The following is a 21252-nucleotide window of genomic DNA, read 5'->3' as shown; positions in this document are numbered from 1 at the left end:
GAAGCCGACCCATGACCACCCTCGCCTCCAGCTACGACCCCACCCAGTTCGAGTCCCGCCTGTACCAGCACTGGGAAACCAGCGGCGCGTTCGCGCCGTCCGGCCAGGGCGAGCCGTATTGCATCCTGCTGCCGCCGCCGAACGTCACCGGCACCCTGCACATGGGCCATGCCTTCCAGCACACGCTGATGGACGCGCTGGTGCGCTACCACCGCATGCGCGGTTTCGACGTGCTGTGGCAGATGGGCAGCGACCACGCCGGCATCGCCACCGAGATGGTCGTCAGCCGCAACCTGGCGGCCGAGGGCAAGGGCGAGACCCGCGACTCGCTCGGCCGCGAGGGGTTCATCGGCAAGGTCTGGGAGTGGAAGCAGCATTCTGGCGACACCATCGAGCGGCAGATGCGCCGCCTCGGCACCTCGGGCGACTGGACCCGCAGCGTGTTCACGATGGACCCGATGCCCGCCGAAGCCGTGACCGAGGCCTTCGTGCGCCTGCACGGCGAGAGCCTCATCTACCGCGGCCAGCGCCTGGTCAACTGGGATCCGGTGCTGAAGACCGCGATCTCCGACCTCGAAGTGGTGAACCAGGAGGAAGACGGCTTCCTGTGGTCGATCCGCTACCCGCTCGCCGACGGCGCCGATTACGAGCACGTGGACGTCGACGCCGACGGCAACGAGCTCCTGCGTGAGCGGCGGAACTACCTGGTCGTCGCGACCACACGCCCGGAGACCATGCTCGGCGACACCGCGGTGATGGTGCATCCCGAGGACCCGCGCTATGCGTCGCTGATCGGCCAGTCGGTCGAACTGCCGCTGACCGGCCGTCGCATCCCGGTGATCGCCGATGCCTACGTCGAGCGTGATTTCGGCACCGGCGTGGTCAAGGTGACGCCCGCGCATGACTTCAACGACTACCAGGTGGGCCAGCGCCACTCGCTGCCCACGATCAACATCCTCACCCCGGACGCCGCCGTCAACGAGGAAGCGCCGGCGAAGTACCGTGGGCTCGACCGCTACGACGCGCGCAAGGCGGTGCTCGCCGACCTCGACGCGAACGGCCTGCTGGTCGAGGAGAAACCGCACAAGCTGCAGGTGCCGCGCGGCGACCGTACCGGGCAGGTGATCGAGCCCTACCTGACCGACCAGTGGTTCGTGGACATGGACACCCTGGGCGCGCGCGGCCTGGAGCTCGCGGCCGGCACCGACGGAAAGCCCGGCGAGGTCCGCTTCGTCCCCGGCAACTGGATCAACACCTACCGCCACTGGATGGAGAACATCCAGGACTGGTGCATCAGCCGCCAGCTGTGGTGGGGCCATCGCATCCCGGCGTGGTACGACGCCGAAGGCAACGTCTTCGTCGGTCGCGACGAAGCGGAAGTGCGCGCAATGAACGGCATCGCCGACGATGCCGTGCTGACGCAGGACAACGACGTGCTGGAGACCTGGTTCTCGTCGGCGCTGTGGCCCTTCAGCACGCAGGGCTGGCCGGATCCGGAGGCGATGGCCGCGCGCGGCTTCGACCGTTACCTGCCGTCGTCGGTGCTGGTCACCGGCTTCGACATCATCTTCTTCTGGGTCGCCCGGATGATCATGATGACCGACCACTTCACCGGTGGAGTGCCGTTCCGCGACGTCTACATCACCGGCCTGGTGCGCGATTCGCACGGCCAGAAGATGTCCAAGTCCAAGGGCAACGTGCTCGACCCGCTGGACCTGATCGACGGTATCAGCGCCGACGCGCTGGTGGCCAAGCGCACCTCGGGGCTGATGCAGCCGAAGATGGCGGAGAAGATCGAGAAGGCGACCCGCCGCGAGTTCCCCGAGGGCATCCCCGCGTTCGGCGCCGACGCGCTGCGCTTCACCCTGGCGGCCCTGGCCGGCCCCGGCCGCGACATCAAGTTCGACCTCGGCCGGGCCGAGGGCTACAAGAACTTCTGCAACAAGCTGTGGAACGCCACCCGCTTCGTGCTGATGAACACCGAGGGCGCGAGTTTCGAGGGCGTGCCGCAACCGCGCACCGATGCCGAGCGCTGGATCCTCGCGCGCCTGGATGCGGCAACCCGCGATGCCGCCCGGCATTTCGCCGAGTACCGTTTCGACCTGCTCAGCCAGGCGCTCTACGAGTTCGCCTGGAACGAGTACTGCGACTGGTTCGTCGAGCTGGCCAAGCCGGCGCTCAATGGCGAGGACGCCGAAGCGGCCGCCAGCACCCGCCACACCCTGCTGTACGTGCTGGAACGCCTGCTGGCGCTGCTCCACCCGCTGGTGCCCTTCGTGACCGAGGAGCTGTGGCAGGCCGTCGCGCCGCGACTGGGCCTGGCCGGCAGCCTGATGCACCGCCCTTACCCGGTGGCCGGCGACCTCGACGTCGAGGGCTTCGAGGCGGCCGAGATCGACATCGAGTGGCTGAAGTCCATGGTGTCCGCACTGCGCCGCGTGCGCAGCGAGCTCAACGTCGCCCCGTCGAAGCAGGTCCGCCTGCTGCTGGCCGGCGGTAGCGAGGCCGATCTCGCCCGCGCGCAGCGCTTCGGCGCATCGCTGCGCTTCCTCAACCGGATCGAGTCGATCGACGTGCTGGAGGCCGAAGCGGAGGCACCCCCCGCAGCCGCCGCGGTGGTCGGCGAACTGAAGCTGCTGGTGCCGCTGGAAGGCCTGGTCGACCTCGATGCCGAGCGCACGCGCCTCGACAAGGAGATCAAGCGCGTCGCCGGCGAGATCGCCAAGTGCACCGGCAAGCTGGGCAACGCCACCTTCGTCGACAACGCCCCCGCCGCGGTGGTCGAGCAGGAACGCAAGCGCCTCGCGGACTGGAGCCAGCAGCACGACGCGCTCGTCGCCCAGCGCACGAAGCTGGGCTGACCGGGCTCATTCGGCGGGGAGCAGCTCCTTCGCCATCACCAGCGCGTCCTCGCGCCCGTCATGCGACGGGTAATAGCGGGGACGCCGGCCGATCTCGTTGAAGCCTTCCTGTTCGTACAGGCGGATCGCGACGCCGTTCGAGGGTCGCACCTCCAGGAATACCCGCTCCGCTCCCCGCCCCCGGGCCACGTGCAGCATGGCCTGCACCAGGCGTCGCCCATGCCCGCGGTGCTGGAGTCCGGGTGCGATGCAGATATTGAGCAGGTGCGCCTCGCCCACCGCCACGCTCATCAGGAAGTAACCGACGATACGGCCCTGTTCGTGCAGCACCCAGGCCGGGTAGTCGGCGCGAAGGCAGTCACGGAAGATGCCCAGCGTCCACGGAAATGGGTAGGCCGAGATCTCGATCTCGTAGACATCGTCCAGGTCGCCCTCCCGCATCGGCCGCAGCGCCGCCGGCTGCAAAGCAGCTTCAGGCCGCATGCCCACCGGCTGCGCGCTCACGCGCCTGCCCTCCTCAGGCGCCGCAGTCGCTGCCACGCCACCCGCTTGGCCGCGGGATCGGCACGCATCGCTTCGGGCGCCACCTCCACCCGGGCCAGCATCGCCTGGCCTTCCCGCGGCGTCCGGCAACGCGTGGCCCGCAGCAGGGCGCGGAACAGCGGGTCGGACATGTCCAGCCGGGTCGGCATGGCAGCCGCCTCCCCGGGGGTTTCCCCGCCCGGCAACGACGGTGAGTGGCGCGCCCGGCCCGGGTCCGTTCCGCGCTGCGGCGCGACGGGTACGCTGGGCCTTGCGTTTGCGGGGACATCGGCGGGAGGTGCCGGCTCCGCGCGGGGCATCGGCAACGCCTCCTCTTCCTCGAGCCCATGCCCGGCCACCACCCAGGGCTCGAGATCCAGCGCGCGCAGCCAGCGGCACTGCTCCGCGGTCCACACCGGTTCGGCCATCGCCATCACGCCGGGGGGGCCTCGCGACTGCGCCGGACGCGACGCCACAGCCACCATGCAGGACCGGACAGTGCATAGAGGGTGCCGATCACGAGCAGGACCGTGGGCGGGTCGATGGCGATCGCCACCAGCACCACGAGCACCACGATGATCGCCAGGAAAGGCACCCGGTCGTGCCGGGGCCCTCCCTTGAAGCTGGAATAGCGCAGCCCGCTCACCATCAGCAAGGCCGCGCTCACCGTGACCGCCAGGGCCACGTAGCGCATGGCCTCACCGGTAAGGCCCAGCTCCTCCGCGGTCCAGACGAAGCTCACCAGCAGGCCGGCCGCCGCGGGGCTCGCCAGTCCGATGAACCAGCGTTTGTCCACCACGCCCACCTGCGCGTTGAAACGCGCCAGCCGCAATGCGGCGCACGCGGCGTACAGGAACGCGGCGATCCAGCCGACCTTGCCGGCCGTGATGCCGTCCAGCCGCATCGTGACGAGGGCCCAGTGGTACATGACCATCGCCGGCGCGAGGCCAAAGCTGATCAGGTCCGCCAGCGAGTCGTATTGCACCCCGAACTCGCTCTGGGTGTTGGTCAAACGGGCCACCCGGCCGTCCAGGCCATCCAGGATCGCCGCGACGAACACAGCGATGCACGCATCGTCGAAATGCCCTTGGGAGGCCGCGATGATGGCGTAGAAGCCGGCGAACAGACCGCCGGTGGTGAACAGATTGGGGAGCAGGTAGATGCCGCGGCCGCGGGGCTGCGTCAGGCTGCGTGACGGAGGTGGGGTTTCTGGCATGGCATAGAGTGTATCGCTTGCCTGACCGTCGCAGCGGTGGTGGAATCGGAGCAATCCCGCCGAATATTGCGTCTGGAGTCTCTAGATGACCCGCTTCCGTCTGCTCCGCTCCAGCCGCGTCCGCGGTCCCGTCACGCTCCTGGCCGTGCTGCTGGTCGCCTGCACGCCCGCGATCGCCGGGGAGGTGTACCAGTGGAAGGATGCCAATGGCGTCACCCATTATTCCGACTCCCCTCCCGCCGGAAGCCCGTACGAATCCCGGCAGCTCGCGGTGCGCGACCCGCAGGTCACGAGTGCCGATGCCGGGGCTCCGACCGAGAATCCGAACTGCCAGTCCGCTCGGGCCAACCTGAGCCAGCTCGAGTCCGGCGGACCGGTCGGCATCGACGAGGACGGCGACGGCAAGGCGGATGGCACCCTGAACGACGCGCAGCGCGCGGCCCAGAAACAACTCGCCGAGGCGGCCATACGCGTGCATTGCACCGCCCCCGCCGCGGCCTCCGGCAACGACGGCGACGCCTGAACCGGTCGTCCTTCCCCTCGCGGATGCATGTCCGGCCCGGCCGGACTCGCCTCGCGCGCCCGCGCACGGCAGAATGGCGGTTTCCGCCCGATTGAAGCTCGCCAATGCGCCTGTCGCAGTTCCATCTCCATACCAGCAAGGAAACCCCCGCCGAGGCCGAGCTCGCCAGCCACAAGCTGATGCTCAAGGCCGGCATGATCCGCAAGCTGGCCGCCGGTCTCTACACCTGGTCGCCGCTGGGCCTGCGCGTGCTGCGCAAGGTGGAACAGGTGGTCCGCGAGGAAATGGATGCCGCCGGCGCGGTCGAGCTGCTGATGCCGGCCGTGCAGCCCCGCGAACTGTGGGAAGAAACCGATCGCTGGGAGAAGTTCGGCGGCCAGCTGCTGAAAATGCAGGACCGCAAGGACGCCTGGTATTGCTACGGGCCGACCCACGAAGAGGTCATCACCGATTTCGCGCGCCATGAACTGGCGAGCTACAAACAGCTCCCGGTCACGTTCTACCAGATCCAGACCAAGTTCCGGGACGAGATCCGCCCGCGGTTCGGCGTGATGCGCGCGCGCGAGTTCCTGATGAAGGACGCCTACTCCTTCCATATCTCCGACGAGGACCTGGGCCGGGAATACCGCAATATGTACGACACGTATTGCCGCATTTTCTCCCGCCTGGGCCTGCAGTATCGCGCGGTGTATGCGGATACCGGCAGCATCGGCGGCAGCGCCTCGCACGAATTCCATGTCCTGGCCGATTCCGGCGAGGACGCCCTGGCCTACTCCAGCGACTCCGACTATGCGGCCAACGTGGAACTGGCGGAGGCCCTGCCGACCGGTGAGCGGCATGCCGCCGAGGAAGACCTGCGGGAGGTCGAGACTCCCACCCAGAAAACCTGCGAGGCCGTGGCCGCGCTCCTGGGACTGGGGCTGGAGCGCACCGTCAAGTCGATCGCCCTGATGGGCGCCGATGCCGGGGGCGCGCCGCTGTTCGTGCTGGCGCTGGTCCGCGGCGACCACGTATTGAACGAGATCAAGCTGGCCAAGGTTCCGGGGCTGGAAGCGCACCGGCTGGCCAGCGAAGCGGAAATCGAGGCCCACCTGGGCAGCACCCCGGGGTTCCTGGGCCCGGTCAACCCGCGGGCACCGATCCGCGTCGTGGCGGACCGCAGCGTCGCCGCGATGGCCGACTTCGTCGTCGGCGCCAATCGGCCGGGGTATCACCTCGCGGGCGTCAACTGGGGTCGCGACCTGCCCGAGCCGGATGCCGTCGCGGACATCCGCAACGTCGTGGAAGGCGACCTCTCCCCGGACCGCCATGGCACGCTGGCGCTGTGCCGGGGCATCGAGGTCGGCCATGTCTTCCAGCTTGGCCGCAAATACGCCGAGGCCATGAAATGCACCGTGCTCGACGAGACCGGCAAGGCGAGCGTCCCGGCCATGGGGTGTTATGGCATCGGCGTATCTCGCATCGTCGCGGCCGCGATCGAGCAGAACCACGACGCCAATGGCATCCGCTGGCCGGAAGCCATGGCCCCCTGGCGCGCGGTGGTCTGCATGATCAACCCGAAGAAGGACCCGGCGGTGACCGAGGCCGCCGAGGCGCTGTACCGCGACCTGAATGCCGCGGGCGTGGAAACCGTGCTCGATGACCGTGGCCTCCGGCCGGGGGCGATGTTCGCCGATATCGAACTGATCGGCATTCCGCACCGGGTCGTGGTTTCCGGTCGCGGTCTGGAAAGCGGCACGTACGAATACCGCGCGCGCCAGGCCGAGGACACCGAGAACCTCGACCGCGACGCGCTGTTCCGGCGCCTGTCTTCCTGAGCAGGCGTTGCTGGCGACGCGCCGGAGCCGGCGGCCTGAAAATCCGCCGCGGGAGGTTTGAATACCCGGCGGACGCGCCCCGATCGGTTTACGCGAAAAACCATCGGGATTATCCTTTGATGGTTTCCATGGATGGATATCGCGCATTTCCATCCCATCCGGAGGCCCCATGACCATCGATCTGAACGCCCTGTCGCAGAAAGAACTCAACGCCCTGATCACCCAGGCCAAGAAGCGCAAGACCACCCTCGCCAAGCGCAAGCCGATCGCATCGGTGCGCCGCAAGGTCACGGCACTGGCCAAGGCCGAGGGCTACACGGTGGAAGAGCTGTTCGGTTCGAAGCGGGCGACGGGCGCCGCGCCGCGCGCCGCGAGCCCCCGCAAGGGCCGCAAGACCGGCAAGGTGGCGCCGAAGTACCGCGATCCCGCCAACAGCGCCAACACCTGGACCGGGCGCGGCAAGCAGCCGCGTTGGCTGGCGGCGTACACCGCCGAAGGCCGCAACGCGGACGATTTCCTGATCGTCAAGTAAGCCGGTCGTACTGCCTGGACGCCGGCTCCCTGGGCCGGCGTCGGCATTCCGGCACCTGCCGTCCGTGGGAAACGGTCCTGGCGCTACAGGTTCCGGCGCGATGGCAACAGCAGGTTGCCGATCATCAGGCCTGCGATCAGCGACAGCAGGATATTGAACACCGCCAGCAATGCCTGGTTCCCGGCGCCCACGTCCTGTTGCTGGATGAGCGTCAGCAGTCCGCGCAAGCTGGCGCTGCCGGGCACCAGCATGATGATGCCGGGCACCCGGATCACGGCCCCGGGGCGCTTGGTGATCTGCGCATAGGCGTTGCCGGCGACAGTAATCACCAGCGCGGCCAGGAAAATGCCCACCGGGCTGCCCAGGGCCAGACCCACGTGGCGCGAGATCAGGTAACCGCTCGCGGCCGCCAGCATCACTACGGGATAATCCCGGCGTTGTCCGCGGAACAGGATCGCGAAGGCGCAGGCCGCCACGACCACCGCGGCACCTTCCACCCATGCAGGCTGTGGCCGCCACCCGCGAACCTGCGGATCGAGCCCGGCCAGGCTCACCATGTACATCGCCAGGGCGGTGCCAATGCCGAGCTTGAGCACGGTCGTGACCGCGCCGGCGAAGCGCGCGGAGCCCGAGATCAGGTGCTGGCTGGTCAACTCGCTGACCGCATTGGTCAGCGCCAGCCCGGGCAACAGCACGATCAGCGACGCGATGATCACGGTGTTCTGGTTGAGCGGCGCGACGTGACTGGCGATCAGGAGCGTGGTCGCGGTGGCGATCAATGCCGCGATCGTCTCCATGCCCTCCTTCAGCCGGGGGCGCAGATCGGCCATCTGCACCAGCACGCCGATCATCAAGCCGTTGATCGCCGCCACCCCGATGTCCAGCCAGGGCAGCCGCAACAACGCCGCGACCGCGCTCGCCGACATGCAGTAGCCGAACGCCAGCAGGACGCGCGACGGCCACGCAGGCGGCGTATCCAGGGCCTCCAATGCCGCGTAGGCCTCCTGCAGGCCCATGTCGCCGGCCAGCACCGCCTCGGCGACACGGTCGGTCTCGACCAGCCGGGCGAGGTCGTTATCGCCCGGCGAGAGCCGGATCACCCGGGTCACGTCGCTCTCGCCAGGGGGGCGCAGGGGATCGCTGAAGGTCAGGATCAGGCCCGTCGGATTGGCCCAGGGCTCGCACTCGAGCTGCAGCTTCTCCGCGATCAGGGTGATCGCGCCCTCGAGGCGCTGCGAGGTGGTCCCGTAGGCATGCAGGCGCTCGGCGAGCTCGCAGACGAAACGGATGCGCTCCGAATACCGGGCGTCGCTCAGGGGGCGGCTGCGCGACGGCGGAGTCTGCGGCGGCGACTCCGCGGCGGGGCTCGGACTGGACATGACAGGAAGGATGGCATGCCCCGCCCCCGCCGCCCAGCCCGGAACCGGCGCCGGATGAACACGGATACCGCCAGCCTGTATCCTCGACCGCGACGCCCATGACCCTGCCCCCTCCGGACAAGCCGCGGCTCGAGGCCGCCCCCGACCAGCCCCACCGGCTCACGCTCGCCGGACGCTGGACGCTGAATCATGCCGAGGCCCTGGGCGAGGCACTGCGCGGCGCCCCCGAGGACGCCACGGCCTTCGACGCCCGCACGGTCACGCGGCTCGACTCCTTCGGGGTCCTGCAACTGATCCGCTTCGCGCGCCGCCGCGACATCGACCTCGACGACTGCCTGTTCCACGACGACCATCGCAACCTCGTCAATGCCATCGAGGACGTGGTCGACGACCGGCCCTCGCGCAAGCGCGCCTACGGCGTCGGGGAAGCGCTGGCCCGGCTGGGCCGTGCGGTCCATCGCAACTGGCTGGAATTCCTGGCGCTGCTGGGCTTCTTCGGCGAGGTGCTGGTGAAGTTGCTGCGCATGGCCCGGGAACCCCGCCGCTTCCGTCCCACCGCGACCGTGCACCACATGGAACAGGTCGGGCTGGATGCGGTGCCGCTGGTGGCACTGTTGTGCTTCCTGGTCGGCGCGGTGATCGCGTTCCTGGGCGCGAACATCCTGCGCGACTTCGGCGCGACGATCTTCGTGGTCGAACTCGTGAACATCTCGTTCCTGCGCGAGTTCGCGGTGCTGCTCACCTCGATCATCCTGGCGGGTCGCACGGCGAGCGCGTTCACCGCGCAGATCGGCGCGATGGTCAGCCGCGAGGAAGTCGATGCGATCCGCACGCTCGGCCTGGACCCGGTCGACCTGCTGGTGATCCCGCGGGTGCTCGCCCTGGTGGTGATGTTGCCGCTGCTCACCTTCGTGGCGATGGTCGCGGGCCTGCTCGGCGGTCTGACGGTCGGGGCCTACGGGCTGGACATCCCTCCCGAGCAGTACCTCACCCGCATGCACGAGACGATGGAACTGCGCCATTTCCTCGTCGGCCTGGCCAAGGCACCGCTGTTCGCGATCATCATCGCCCTCATCGGCTGCCTCGAAGGCCTGCAGGTGGAGGGCACCGCGCAATCGGTGGGTGAACGCACCACCTCGAGCGTCGTGCAGGCGATCTCCATGGTCATCGTGATCGACGCGTTCATGGCGATCTGGTTCATGCAGGTGGGGGTCTGACGTGGACGTGGAAAACGACGCGCGCGCCCGGCTTCACCAGGCCGACCCGATCATCCGGGTCAAGGGTCTGGTCAACCGGTTCGGCGAGCAGGTGGTGCACGAAGACCTCGACCTGTCGGTGCGCCGGGGCGAGATCCTCGGCGTCGTCGGCGGCTCGGGCACCGGCAAGTCGGTCCTGATGCGGACCCTGCTCGGCCTGCGGCGCCCCAATGCCGGCGAGATCGAAGTGCTGGGCATCGACGCGCGCAACGAGGACCCGGACATGCGCCGGGAAATCGAGCGCCGCACCGGCGTGCTGTTCCAGGACGGGGCCCTGTTCTCGTCGCTGACCGTCGGCGAGAACGTGCAGGTGCCGCTCAAGGAATACCATCCACACCTTCCCGACTCGCTGCTGTACGAGCTGGCGTTGCTGAAGGTGAAGCTGGCCGGACTGCCTGCGGATGCGTTGGACAAACTGCCGGCGCAGCTTTCGGGCGGCATGCGCAAGCGTGCAGGACTTGCGCGGGCACTGGCCCTGGACCCTCCGATCCTGTTCCTGGACGAACCGACCGCTGGCCTCGACCCGATCGGCGCTGCCGCCTTCGACCGGCTGATCCGGACGCTGCAGCAGGCCCTCGGCCTCACCGTATTCCTCATCACCCACGACCTCGACACCCTGTACGCTATCTGCGACCGCATCGCGGTGTTGGCGGACCGGAAGGTCGTGGCCTGCGCGCCACTGGAGGAGGTCGAACGGTTCGACCACCCCTGGGTGCAGGAATACTTCCATGGCCCCCGCGCCCGCGCGGCGCGGGACGCCCGTGAACCACAGGCAGGCACCGACTGATGGAAACCAAGGCCAATTACGTCCTCATCGGCGCGTTCACGATCATCGTGACGCTGTTCCTGCTGCTGTTCGCGCTGTGGGCGGCGAAGTACTCCTCGGAAAAGAGCTGGCAGGCTTACGGGGTGGTCTTCAACGAGCCCGTGACCGGGCTGACCGAGGGCAGCACCGTCCAGTACAACGGCATCGCCGTCGGTACGATCGAGGAGCTGCGGCTCGCGCCGGACGATCCGCGCCGCGTGCTCGCGCGCCTGCGCGTCCAGGCCGACGCACCCGTCAAGACCGACACCCGGGCCAAGATCTCCATGACGGGCATCACCGGCAGCCCGATCATCCAGCTCACCGGCGGCAGCCCCGGTGCGCGACTGCTGGTCGACGTCGACAACCGTGACGTGCCGTTGATCGAGACCGAGCCCTCGGCGCTGCAGAACATCGCCGATACCGCCAACCGCCTCGTCGCGCGCCTCGACAAGGTGCTCAGCGAGGAAAACGTGGAGCGCGTCGCCAACACGCTCGCCAACATCGAGGCCGCCACCGGATCGATCGCCGACCAGCGGGAGGACATCCGCACGCTGATCGTCGAGGCCCGCAAGTCCAGCGAACAGCTGGAGGCGACCTTGGTCACCACCCGCGGGGCGATCGAGAACATCGACCGCGAACTGGTCGACAAGCTGCCGGGCCTGGTGGACAGCCTGGAGGGCACCCTGGCCAACCTCGACTCCGCTGCCAGCAACGCCAACGGCATCCTCAGCGAGAACCGCGCCGCGATCGGCAGTTTCGCCAACGATGGCCTCTCGCAACTGGGACCGACCCTGACCGAGCTGCGCTCGCTGGTTCGCGACCTCCGCCGTATCAGCGATCGCCTCGACAACAATCCGACCGGCTACCTGCTCGGCCGCGACGCGCCGAAGGAGTTCGAACCCGAATGAGCCGCCCTGCCCCTGCCCGTCTGCTGCTGACCCTCGCCACCGCCGCCCTGCTGGCGGGCTGCGGCGTGCTCAACCCGCCCAAGCCCGAGGATGCGGTCGTCCGCTACGCGCCTCTGCATCACGTCGAAACCGATCCGGCATGGCCGCAGGTGGACTGGCAGCTCGCGCTCACCCACCCGGATGTCGCCAGCTCCATCGATACGCTGCGCATCGTGGTACGCCCCCGGGGCAACGAGCTGCAGGTCTACAAGGGCGTGCGCTGGGCGCAGCTGCCCAGCGGCATGGTCATCGACGGTGTATTGCAGGCCCTGGAGGACTCGGATCGGATCGAGGCCGTCGCCCGCCAGGGCAGCGGCATCGCGGCGGATTACCGCCTGGTCCTCGACCTGCGGCGCTTCGAGGCGGTTTACGGCGGTGACCCGCTCCCCCATGCCGACATCGAGATCAGTGCCAAGCTGCTCCATGTCGGGACCCAGTCGATCGTCGCCTCGCGGATCTTCTCCCAGGCGATTGCGGCCGGCAGCCCCGGCGTCAACGACGTGGTGAGTGCATTCGAAACCGGACTCAACCGCAACAGCGGTGACATCGCGGGCTGGGTACTGGTCGAGGGCCAGCGCCACCATGACGCACTGCCAGGCCGCCGCTGACGGTCTACGCACAGGCGACGTGCCGGAACGTCAGGTTCACGCGGGGCGCCACCGGACGGGCCGTCCGCGGAAGCGCATGGCGATAGTTCCGCTGGGTGCTGCCCGCCATCACCAGCAGATCGCCATGCCGCAGTTGCAGCGTGCACTGGATAACCGGTGTCTCTCGATGTTTCAGCCGGAAACGTCGCGTCCCGCCCAGGCTGAGCGAGGCAATGACCGGTACCCGGCCCAGTTCCGGCTCGTCGTCCGAATGCAAGCCCATCGCGTCGTTGCCGTCGCGGTAAAGGTTCGCCAGCAGGCTGTTGAACGGGCATCCCAGCAGGGCCTGCAAGCGGTCGCGCAGACGGGCCAACCCCGGCGTCCACGGGTGCGGCACATGGCGACTGCCGGAGTAGCGGTAAACCGCGCCCGGGTCGCCCAGCCAGCAGCTCAGCCGCGGTGCCGGCTGCTCGCGCCCGAACAGGCGCACGCGATGCACCGTCCACGGCAAGCCGGCCACGCACTCGTCCAGCAAGCGGTCGGCTTCCACGGGCGCCATCCAGCCGGCATGCAGCCGCACGTCGGCATCAGGCAGGTCCAACGGCTGCCAGGTCATGTTCCACGCCGCTCCAATGCGTTTTTGCGACAATGGGAGTATTGACCAAGCCAGCCCGTGGAGTCTCCCGCATGAGCCAGCCCCCCAACGACGCCCCGGAGATCGAGCGCGACGTGATGGAGTACGACGTCGTCACGGTCGGCGCAGGGCCGTCAGGCCTGGCTTTCGCGATCCGCCTCAAGCAGCTCGCTCCCGACCTCTCGGTCTGCGTGATAGAAAAGTCGTCCACGATCGGCGCGCACATCCTGTCCGGTGCGGTGATCGAGACCGGACCGCTGGACGCCCTCCTGCCCAACTGGCGGGACAATCCGCCGCCGATCTGCGTGCCCGCCACCGACGACGAATTCTGGCTGCTCAGCCAGCACGGCGGCCGAAAGCTGCCGGTGCCCCCCGGCATGCACAACCATGGCAACGTGATCGTCAGCCTCGGTGCCATGTGCGCCTGGCTCGCCCCCCAGGCCGAGGCGTTGGGCGTGGAGATCTACCCCGGTTTTGCCGCCGCTGAAACCCTCCATGGCGAAGACGGCAGCGTCCAGGGCGTGCGCATTGGCGACATGGGCATCGCGAAGGACGGTTCCCACAAGCCCGGCTATACGCCGGGCATCGATATCCGCGCGAAGCTCACCGTGCTGGCGGAAGGCGCCCGCGGCCACCTCACCAAGCGCCTGGTCAAACGCTTCCATCTCGACGCCGACAGCGACCCCCAGGGCTACTCGATCGGCATCAAGGAGCTGTGGCAGGTCCCGGAAGAGCGGGTATCGCCGGGCAAGATCGTGCACAGCTTCGGCTGGCCGGCGGACAACCGCACCTACGGCGGCAGCTTCCTCTATCACCTGGACAAGGGCCGGATCGCCCTGGGCTATGTCAGCGGCCTCGATTACCAGGACCCCGACTACCGGCCCTGGGAAGCGTTCCAGCAATGGAAGAACCACCCGATGATCAAGCCCCTGCTCGAAGGAGGCAGCATCCTCTCGGCGGGCGCGCGCGCGATCGTGACGGGCGGCTGGCAGTCCCTGCCGCGGGTGGAGATGCCGGGTGCCATGCTGATCGGCGACACCGCCGGCCTGCTCAACGTGCCGAAGGTGAAGGGCACCCATCAGGCCATCCGCAGCGGGATGCTGGCCGCCGAACATGCGGTGGCGGCGGGCCTGTCGCCCGAAGGTTTCGACGCCCGGCTGCGCGCCTCCGACGTCATGGACGAGCTGCGCAAGGTCCGGAACATCAAGCCCGGATTCAAGCGTGGCCTGTGGTTCGGCATGCTCAATGCCGCCTGGGAAACCGTGACCGGCGGCCGCTCGCCGTGGACCCTGAAGAACAAGGCCGACTGGTCGTCGCTGGACCGGCTTGGCCAGCACGAGCAACCCCGTCGCGATTACGTCGAGCGCTCACTGGAACCTCGCGACCGCCTGGCCGGCGTGTACTACGCCGCCACCGAGCACGACGAGGACCAGCCGGTGCATCTCAAGGTGGCCGACACCACGGTCTGCGTCACCCGCTGCACCGAAGAGTACGGCAACCCCTGTACCCGCTTCTGTCCCGCGGGCGTCTACGAGATCGTCGAGCAACCCGACCCCACGGGCACTCCCGCACGGCACCTGCAGATCAACGCCGCCAACTGCGTGCACTGCAAGACCTGCGACATCAAGGACCCCTACCAGATCATCGACTGGGTGACACCGGAGGGTGGTGCGGGGCCGAATTACCAGAATCTTTGAGCACATGGGGCCGTTTCGACGGCGCCCTGCCCTCTTCCAAAAAAGAAGAAGAGGCCCGCTGAAAGCGGGCCTCTCATAAAATTGCGAACACCTATCGCTGGCTGCATTCGCGCGCGGCGCTTCAGCGTATGTTCCTCGATCTAGTGAATCTGCCAGGCTTGGTTAGACACTCTCGCAACAGGCGCTTGGTTGGAGATGCTTGCGGCCCTCCATATCGTATTGCGTCCATCCGAAGAATTGCGCCACAGGATGTCTGAGCGTCCGTCTGCATCGTAGTCCGCTACAGCCACCACTTTCCAGGCCATTGAGGAAACCCTGCCGAGCGACTGGTTGTTCGAGTAGTTGCCTCCCTTCCAAAGGGTATTGGCACCCGACTTCATGTCACGCCACAGGATATCGGACCGGCCATCGGCATCGAAATCACCGACCCCTACGATCTGCCAGTTGAGGTTGGACACGCGCGTAATCGACATGCGGCTGCCATAACTACCGGAACGCCAGATGGATCCCGCACCCGTCGCAGCGTGTCGCCACAGTACATCGTCTATACCGTCTCCATCGAAGTCGGCCACGCCTTGGACCTGCCACCGTGTATCGGAGATCGTATTGACCGAACGCTGCGTGGAATAACTCGCCGAGAGCCAGATCGTGTTCCGGCCGGTGGTCGCGTGTCGCCAGAACAGATCCGACTTGCCGTCTCCGTCGAAGTCTCCGGCACCCACCACCTTCCAACCGGCATCTTTGATACGGGTCATCGCCATCTGGGTGGACAGCTGACCCGAGAGCCAAACCGTGTTCCGCCCATCAGTCCGATGCCGCCAGGCAACGTCCGCGAATCCGTCACCGTTGAAGTCACCTTCTGCAACGACTTCCCATGCCTTGTCTGCAATGGTCGAGAAGGCTCGACGCTGCGCAGAATTGCCTGCAAGCCAGATCGTGCCACTGCCATTGGCAGAATTTCGCCACAGGATGTCGGATACTCCATCGCCATTGAAGTCATAAGGAACAGCCAGCTGAGGCTCAGGCTCGACTTGCGTCTGGCGGAATCCCGCAATGATCCCGACTGTCTGGTTGTGGCTACGCACGTTGTCCGCCGTAGCGGTACCACATGCCTTGCCTCCACATGCCGTCAGGCTCGGGCTGGAGAACACTCGGTACGGTGTCTGGCCATCATCGCCATAGGCCATGATGGTGTAGAAATTCGACGAGGCAGACGTGATTTTGTAGCCGAATGAGTAGCTGAACGCGCCCGGCTCGTTGTCAGCGGTGTCCGCGTCGTGCGTCGAGCCCAGGTTGTGTCCCAGCTCATGCGCGAAGGTTTCCTCCCGGCAATAATAGGTCTTGCCGTCCTCTCCCGGATCCTGACCGTCGCTCACCACGGAATAGCCAAAGTACTCATCCGCGGACGTTATCTGAGTCAGGCCGCCACCCAACAACCACGCAATGCCGCATCCTTCGTTTTCAGGCGTCTGGAACCGGCGCACCAGCGATACAAGATCCGCGCCGTACTCTTCGCGGGCTGCACGGAGCGCAGTAAACGCCGCGTCTGGCGTGAGCTGCGTGGACGGCGCCTTGAATCCCGTCAGCTTGGAGAGCGCATCTTCGTTCGCGGTATTGTCCGGGAAATTGACTTCCATCGAATGCACGAGGCGCACCTCTGCATTGATACCGCTCGTCACATAGGCATCATTGGTGATGTCAACGAGGTTCTGAAGCCGCGTCTGCGTGGCGGATTTTCCACCTTTCGCGGCCCGATACCCGTTGGTGTAGCCGATCAGGACATCGATGACCGTACGACCGTTGGTGGCAGCCTGTACCTGGGCACCCGCCATGCTCCGCTCTTTCCCACCCGCGGCGGCAAGTTTGGGCGGCACCAGATAATCCGGACGCTCCGGGTTGGTGGCTTCGTTGTCGACAGCGGCAAGAAGCGCGCGATCCGTCTCCACGACCCATCCCTTGCCCCCGGACGTCGCCAGCCGGAGCGGGAGTCCATCACCCTGCGGAATCACGCCGAAGGCCGCCTCATCGCCGAAGGTGATCACGGCACTCTGTCCGTCCGCCCCCTTGCCTATCCAGGTCCAGTTGCCATCGTCGTGCTCGACATGGCGCTCATAGGCCAGCCTGATCGGAACACCCTCTGGCGACATGAACGTCATCTCGCCATTCTCGATCGCACGGAACGCGTGCTCTTCACTCACGTCTGCCGCATGCCAAGTGTAGGCACCCGCACGACGGACCGCCGTGCCCACCGGGTAAGCAACCAGCGAACCCCGGTCCTGCGCGGACGCGAACGCTAACCCGTCCCGGCGCGCCGGCAGTGGTCTCGCACTCGACGCATCACTGCGCAGAAGCGCCACCTCCTCGACAGCCGCCTTCCCCCCGACTTCCACCGTCGCATCCTGCGTGCACGCACACAGGACCGCCGGCATCAAGAGCCACGAAATCTTTTTCATAACACTAGACCTGTCAGTAGAAACACTTGCGGAGGCATGGCTCGCCCCGCTCCCCCCTGCGAAAATGTTTGCAGGCGGGTTGAGTCTAGCGCGATGTGGCTGCGGTTGCAGATCCCCGAGGAAGGGGGTATGAACGCTCAGCGAATGACACACCCCGTGGCGGCATCCAGCGCCTCGCGGGTGACGTCCGGCGCGAGTTCGACGAGCGCCAGACCCTTTTCCGTGACATCCATCACGGCCATGTCCGTGATGATGCGATCAACGACGCCCACCCCTGTCAGGGGGAGGGTGCACTCGGGGAGTATCTTCGGGTCGCCGCCACGGGTGCAGTGCTCCATCAGGACCACGACCCGCTTCACGCCCGCGACCAGGTCCATCGCGCCGCCCATGCCCTTGACCATCTTGCCGGGCACCATCCAGTTCGCCAGGTCGCCCTTCTCGGTGACTTCCATCGCGCCCAGGATGGCCAGGTCGATGTGGCCGCCGCGGATCATCGCGAAACTGTCGTCACTGCCGAAGTAGCTGGCGCCGGCGCGCGCGGTGACCGTCTGCTTGCCAGCGTTGATCAGGTCGGCATCGACTTCGGCTTCGGTCGGGAACGGGCCGATGCCGAGCAGGCCGTTCTCGCTCTGCAGCCACACGTCGACCCCTTCGGGAATATGGTTGGCCACCAGCGTCGGCAGGCCGATGCCGAGGTTGACGTAGGCGCCGTCGGTGAGTTCCTGCGCGGCGCGCTGCGCCATCTGATCGCGGGTCCAGGGCATGTGCGGGATCCTTGTCTGTTCGGGGACGGGCGCGACGCTCAGGCGGCGCGCACGGTGCGCTGCTCGATGCGCTTCTCGGGGGTCGGGTTGTGGACGATGCGATCGACGTAGATGCCGGCCAGGTGGACGTGGTCGGGATCGATCTCGCCCACTTCCACCACCTCCTCGACCTCGGCGACGCAGACCCTGCCGGCCATCGCGCAGGCAGGGTTGAAGTTGCGCGCCGTCTTGCGGAAGACCAGGTTGCCCGCCTTGTCGGCCTTCCAGGCCTTGACCAGCGAGACGTCGGCGGTCAGCGCGGTCTCCAGCACGTAGTGCTTGCCGCCGAACTCGCGCGTCTCCTTGCCCTCCGCCACGACCGTGCCGTAGCCGGTGGCGGTAAAGAAGGCCGGGATGCCCGCGCCGCCCGCGCGCAGGCGCTCGGCCAGCGTGCCCTGCGGATTGAACTCCAGCTCGAGTTCATTGGCCAGGAACTGGCGCTCGAACTCCTTGTTCTCGCCCACGTAGGACGAAATCATCTTGCGGATCTGCCGGGTCTCCAGCAGCAGCCCCAGGCCGAAACCGTCCACGCCGGCATTGTTGGAAATCGCGGTCAGTCCCTTCGCGCCCGAATCGCGCAGCGCACCGATCAGCGCCTCCGGGATGCCGCACAGGCCAAAGCCGCCGACCGCCAGCGTCTGGTCGTCGGCGATCACGCCGTCCAGTGCGCTCCGGGCATCGGGATACAGTTTCTGGCTCGCGCCGCCGGCCGGCGACGCAGCGGGAGTCTGGGACATGGGGCCACTCCATTGCGGGATACCCCCAGTCTAGCGCGCCGGGGTGGCCGGACCGAACCGTACGTTGGGGCAATGGCGAGGGCTCAGGAGCGGCCGTACACGTCCTCCAGGCGGACGATGTCGTCCTCCCCCAGGTAGCTGCCGGACTGGACTTCGATCAGTTCCACCGGCACGTCCCCGCGGTTGCGCAGGCGGTGCACGCTGCCCAGTGGGATGAAGGTGCTCTCGTTCTCGCGCAGGTCGAACACGCGGTCGTCGCAGGTCACCTCGGCGATGCCCGACACCACCACCCAGTGCTCGGCGCGATGGGCATGCTTCTGCAGGCTCAGGGCCGCGCCGGGCTTGACCACGATCCGCTTGACCTGGAAACGCGGGCCCACGCCGATCGAATCGTAACTGCCCCATGGCCGGTAGACCTTGCGATGGAACAGGTGCTCCTGGCGGCCGGCCTGCTTCAGCCGGTCGACGACGGCCTTGACGTCCTGGACCCGGTCCTTGCGCGCGACCAGTGTGGCGTCGGGCGTATCGACGATGACCAGGTCGTCCACGCCGATGGTGGCGATCAGGCGGCGCTCCGACGCACGCACCAGGCTGCCGCTGCTGTCGACCGAGATCACGTCGCCCTCGTGCAGGTTGCCGTCGTCGTCGCGCTGGGCCACCGCCCAAAGCGAGGACCAGGACCCGATGTCGCTCCAGCCACAGCTGACCGGGACCACGGCGGCGCGGTCGGTCTTCTCCATCACCGCGTAGTCGATGGAATCGTTCGGGCTCCGGGCGAACGCCGCCTCGGGCACGCGGGTGAAATCGAGGTCGCTTTCGCGCGCGTCGTACGCCGCGCGCACCGCCGCCAGCATGTCGGGCGCGTGCCGCTCCAGCTCCTCCAGGTAACGCGCGGCGCGGAACAGGAACATGCCCGAGTTCCAGGCATAGGTGCCTTCGGCGACATAGCGCTCGGCGGTCGCCAGGTCGGGCTTCTCGACGAAGCGCTCGATGCGGAAGGCGCCCTCGCCAAGGGCGTTCCCCCTGAGGATGTAGCCGTAACCGGTCTCCGCGTAGTCGGGGGTGATGCCGAACGCCACCAGCCAGCCTTGGCCGGCCTCGGCCAGTGCGGTCTCCACCGCGGTGCGGAACGAGGCCTCGTCCTCGATCAGGTGGTCGGCCGGCATGACCAGCATGGTCGCATCGGGATCGCCGGCCGCCACGTGCATCGCCGCCAGGGCGATGGCCGGTGCGGTGTTGCGTGCCACCGGTTCGAGGATGATGCCGCCGCTGTCCAGGCCGATCGCCTGGAGTTGCTCGCCGACCATGAAGCGATGATCGTCGCTGCACACCGTCACCGGCGGCTGCGCGCCGTCGAGCCGGCTGGCGCGCAGGAGGGTTTCCTGGAACAGGGACCGGTCGCCGATCAGCGACAGGAACTGCTTGGGCTGGTTCTGGCGCGACAACGGCCACAGGCGCGTGCCGCTGCCACCGCTCAGGATTACCGGATGAAGCATCTACCGCTCCCTGGAACGTCGAAGTGATGAGAGATTAACCGAGCGGGCAGCGTAGACAGGCCGGACACGGCTCCTTGCACCGTCGCCGGTCCGTTCATAATGACCTCCCGCCCCGAGTCCGCCGCCGCCATGGACACAGACCCGTCGCCCGGTCCAACGAACGATCGCGCCAATTTCGGACAGTATCGTGCCGAAGCCCATGGCATGTCGGTCGCCGGGACGACCTTCGGGGGGCAAGTGCTGTCGTGGATCGCGGATGGCCGCGAACGGCTGTTCCGGGGCCCCGCTGATCGCCATGCGGAAGGCACCGCAGTGCGCGGTGGCATCCCCGTCATCTTCCCGCAGTTCGCGATGCGCGGCAGCGGGGGACGCCATGGTTTCGCGCGCCGCGTGAGCTGGCGTCGCGTTGCGGAAGATGTGCCCGGCCGCCTCACTTTCATGCTCGAGGATGATGCGAGCACACGCCAGGCATGGCCCCATCCCTTCCGCCTCCAGCTGGAAGCCCTTCTCTCGCCCCGGGCGCTGTCCGTTGCACTCAACGTCTGCAACACGGGGACGGCCCCCTTCGATTTCGCCGCCGCCCTGCACACCTACCTCCGGACGGATGACGTCACCCGGGCACGCCTGTCGGGGCTGGAGGGCCACCACTTCCATGACAGTACCCGCGGCGAGGACGCCCTGGATCCCGGACCGACGCTCACCCTAGACAGCCGGGAGATCGACCGTATCTATGCCGATGTCGAGGCACCGCTGCACTACGAGGATGGCCAGCAGCGACTCGCGATCACCATGACCGGTTTCCGCGACGTGGTGCTGTGGAATCCCGGGCCGGAGAAGGCTGCCGGATTGCCCGACCTCGCGACCGGCGACCATCGCAGGTTCATCTGTATCGAAGCCGCGCGGATCCTCTCGCCTGTCGAGCTCCCACCCGGTGAATCCTGGCGGGGTGAACAGGTCTTTTCGCTACGCGCAGACGGTTGACCAGGG

The 21252-nt window shown here is 67.4% G+C and carries 19 protein-coding genes; 10 read left to right on the top strand and 9 right to left on the bottom strand.

The features are described 5' to 3' along the window. Window positions 1–11 precede the first annotated feature (11 nt). Complete coding sequence (locus H4F99_RS05735) at window positions 12–2861, top strand: valine--tRNA ligase (RefSeq protein ID WP_182668763.1); 2850 nt, start codon at window positions 12–14, stop codon at window positions 2859–2861. A 6-nt stretch (window positions 2862–2867) separates the two neighbouring features. Here H4F99_RS05735 and rimI read toward each other — a convergent pair whose 3' ends face one another. The 3 genes from rimI to pssA are packed head-to-tail and all read right to left on the bottom strand — an operon-like array spanning window position 2868 to window position 4599. Beyond that, entirely contained in the window at window positions 2868–3344 is a 477-nt protein-coding gene (gene rimI / locus H4F99_RS05730; RefSeq protein ID WP_182668816.1) for a ribosomal protein S18-alanine N-acetyltransferase, read from the bottom strand. Window positions 3345–3361: 17 nt separating this feature from the next. Next, window positions 3362–3811 carry a hypothetical protein gene (locus tag H4F99_RS05725; protein ID WP_182668762.1) on the bottom strand — a complete coding sequence of 150 codons (450 nt, stop codon included), beginning with the start codon at window positions 3809–3811 and terminating at the stop codon, window positions 3362–3364. 5 nt (window positions 3812–3816) lie between these two features. After that, window positions 3817–4599, bottom strand: a complete 783-nt coding sequence (gene pssA / locus H4F99_RS05720) for a CDP-diacylglycerol--serine O-phosphatidyltransferase (protein WP_182668761.1) — start codon at window positions 4597–4599, stop codon at window positions 3817–3819. An 85-nt stretch (window positions 4600–4684) separates the two neighbouring features. Here pssA and H4F99_RS05715 point away from each other — a divergent pair, with 85 nt between their 5' ends. The 3 genes from H4F99_RS05715 (at window position 4685) to H4F99_RS05705 (ending at window position 7471) form a co-directional block, all read left to right on the top strand. Beyond that, window positions 4685–5122 (top strand): DUF4124 domain-containing protein, encoded by a 438-nt coding sequence (locus tag H4F99_RS05715; protein WP_182668760.1) that lies wholly within the window; start codon window positions 4685–4687, stop codon window positions 5120–5122. 104 nt (window positions 5123–5226) lie between these two features. Continuing rightward, window positions 5227–6939, top strand: coding sequence for a proline--tRNA ligase (locus H4F99_RS05710; protein WP_182668759.1), 1713 nt, complete (start codon window positions 5227–5229; stop codon window positions 6937–6939). A gap of 169 nt (window positions 6940–7108) precedes the next feature. Next, window positions 7109–7471, top strand: a complete 363-nt coding sequence (locus H4F99_RS05705; RefSeq protein ID WP_182668758.1) for an H-NS histone family protein — start codon at window positions 7109–7111, stop codon at window positions 7469–7471. An 83-nt stretch (window positions 7472–7554) separates the two neighbouring features. On the opposite strand, the gene H4F99_RS05700 is transcribed toward H4F99_RS05705, so the two are convergent. Then, window positions 7555–8850, bottom strand: a complete 1296-nt coding sequence (locus H4F99_RS05700) for a threonine/serine exporter family protein (protein ID WP_182668757.1) — start codon at window positions 8848–8850, stop codon at window positions 7555–7557. Between the two features lie 98 nt (window positions 8851–8948). On the opposite strand from H4F99_RS05700, the gene H4F99_RS05695 reads away from it, so the two are divergent. Genes H4F99_RS05695 through H4F99_RS05680 form a run of 4 tightly spaced genes read left to right on the top strand, consistent with a single transcriptional unit; the run spans window position 8949 to window position 12466 of the window. Further along, a complete protein-coding gene (locus H4F99_RS05695) occupies window positions 8949–10067 on the top strand; it encodes an MlaE family ABC transporter permease (RefSeq protein ID WP_182668756.1) in 1119 nt (372 codons plus the stop codon). Window position 10068: 1 nt separating this feature from the next. Then, window positions 10069–10893, top strand: coding sequence for an ABC transporter ATP-binding protein (locus H4F99_RS05690; RefSeq protein ID WP_343064146.1), 825 nt, complete (start codon window positions 10069–10071; stop codon window positions 10891–10893). Beyond that, window positions 10893–11819: an MlaD family protein gene (locus H4F99_RS05685; RefSeq protein ID WP_182668755.1), complete on the top strand. Its 927-nt coding sequence runs from the start codon at window positions 10893–10895 to the stop codon at window positions 11817–11819. Before H4F99_RS05690 ends, H4F99_RS05685 begins: the two co-directional genes overlap by 1 nt. Then, window positions 11816–12466: an ABC-type transport auxiliary lipoprotein family protein gene (locus H4F99_RS05680; RefSeq protein WP_182668754.1), complete on the top strand. Its 651-nt coding sequence runs from the start codon at window positions 11816–11818 to the stop codon at window positions 12464–12466. Before H4F99_RS05685 ends, H4F99_RS05680 begins: the two co-directional genes overlap by 4 nt. Window positions 12467–12470: 4 nt before the next feature. Here the strand turns inward: H4F99_RS05680 and H4F99_RS05675 are convergent, their stop codons facing one another. Continuing rightward, window positions 12471–13061 (bottom strand): alpha-ketoglutarate-dependent dioxygenase AlkB family protein, encoded by a 591-nt coding sequence (locus tag H4F99_RS05675; protein ID WP_182668753.1) that lies wholly within the window; start codon window positions 13059–13061, stop codon window positions 12471–12473. Between the two features lie 71 nt (window positions 13062–13132). On the opposite strand from H4F99_RS05675, the gene H4F99_RS05670 reads away from it, so the two are divergent. After that, on the top strand, window positions 13133–14776 hold the full coding sequence (locus tag H4F99_RS05670) for an electron transfer flavoprotein-ubiquinone oxidoreductase (protein WP_182668752.1): 1644 nt from the start codon (window positions 13133–13135) through the stop codon (window positions 14774–14776). Between the two features lie 140 nt (window positions 14777–14916). Here H4F99_RS05670 and H4F99_RS05665 read toward each other — a convergent pair whose 3' ends face one another. From H4F99_RS05665 to H4F99_RS05650, 4 genes are all read right to left on the bottom strand, one after another. Then, window positions 14917–17229: a reprolysin-like metallopeptidase gene (locus tag H4F99_RS05665; RefSeq protein ID WP_182668751.1), complete on the bottom strand. Its 2313-nt coding sequence runs from the start codon at window positions 17227–17229 to the stop codon at window positions 14917–14919. A 137-nt stretch (window positions 17230–17366) separates the two neighbouring features. After that, on the bottom strand, window positions 17367–17993 hold the full coding sequence (locus H4F99_RS05660) for a CoA transferase subunit B (protein WP_182668750.1): 627 nt from the start codon (window positions 17991–17993) through the stop codon (window positions 17367–17369). 38 nt (window positions 17994–18031) lie between these two features. Then, window positions 18032–18769 (bottom strand): CoA transferase subunit A, encoded by a 738-nt coding sequence (locus tag H4F99_RS05655; protein WP_220481047.1) that lies wholly within the window; start codon window positions 18767–18769, stop codon window positions 18032–18034. Between the two features lie 83 nt (window positions 18770–18852). Continuing rightward, window positions 18853–20265, bottom strand: coding sequence for a mannose-1-phosphate guanylyltransferase/mannose-6-phosphate isomerase (locus H4F99_RS05650; RefSeq protein ID WP_182668749.1), 1413 nt, complete (start codon window positions 20263–20265; stop codon window positions 18853–18855). Window positions 20266–20394: 129 nt separating this feature from the next. Here H4F99_RS05650 and H4F99_RS05645 point away from each other — a divergent pair, with 129 nt between their 5' ends. After that, entirely contained in the window at window positions 20395–21246 is an 852-nt protein-coding gene (locus H4F99_RS05645) for a D-hexose-6-phosphate mutarotase (protein WP_182668748.1), read from the top strand. The last annotated feature ends 6 nt before the right edge of the window (window positions 21247–21252 follow it).

It is taken from the genome of Marilutibacter penaei (genome assembly GCF_014145395.1).
Taxonomy (GTDB): domain Bacteria; phylum Pseudomonadota; class Gammaproteobacteria; order Xanthomonadales; family Xanthomonadaceae; genus Marilutibacter; species Marilutibacter penaei.
This window is presented reverse-complemented; position numbering and strand designations above follow the sequence as displayed.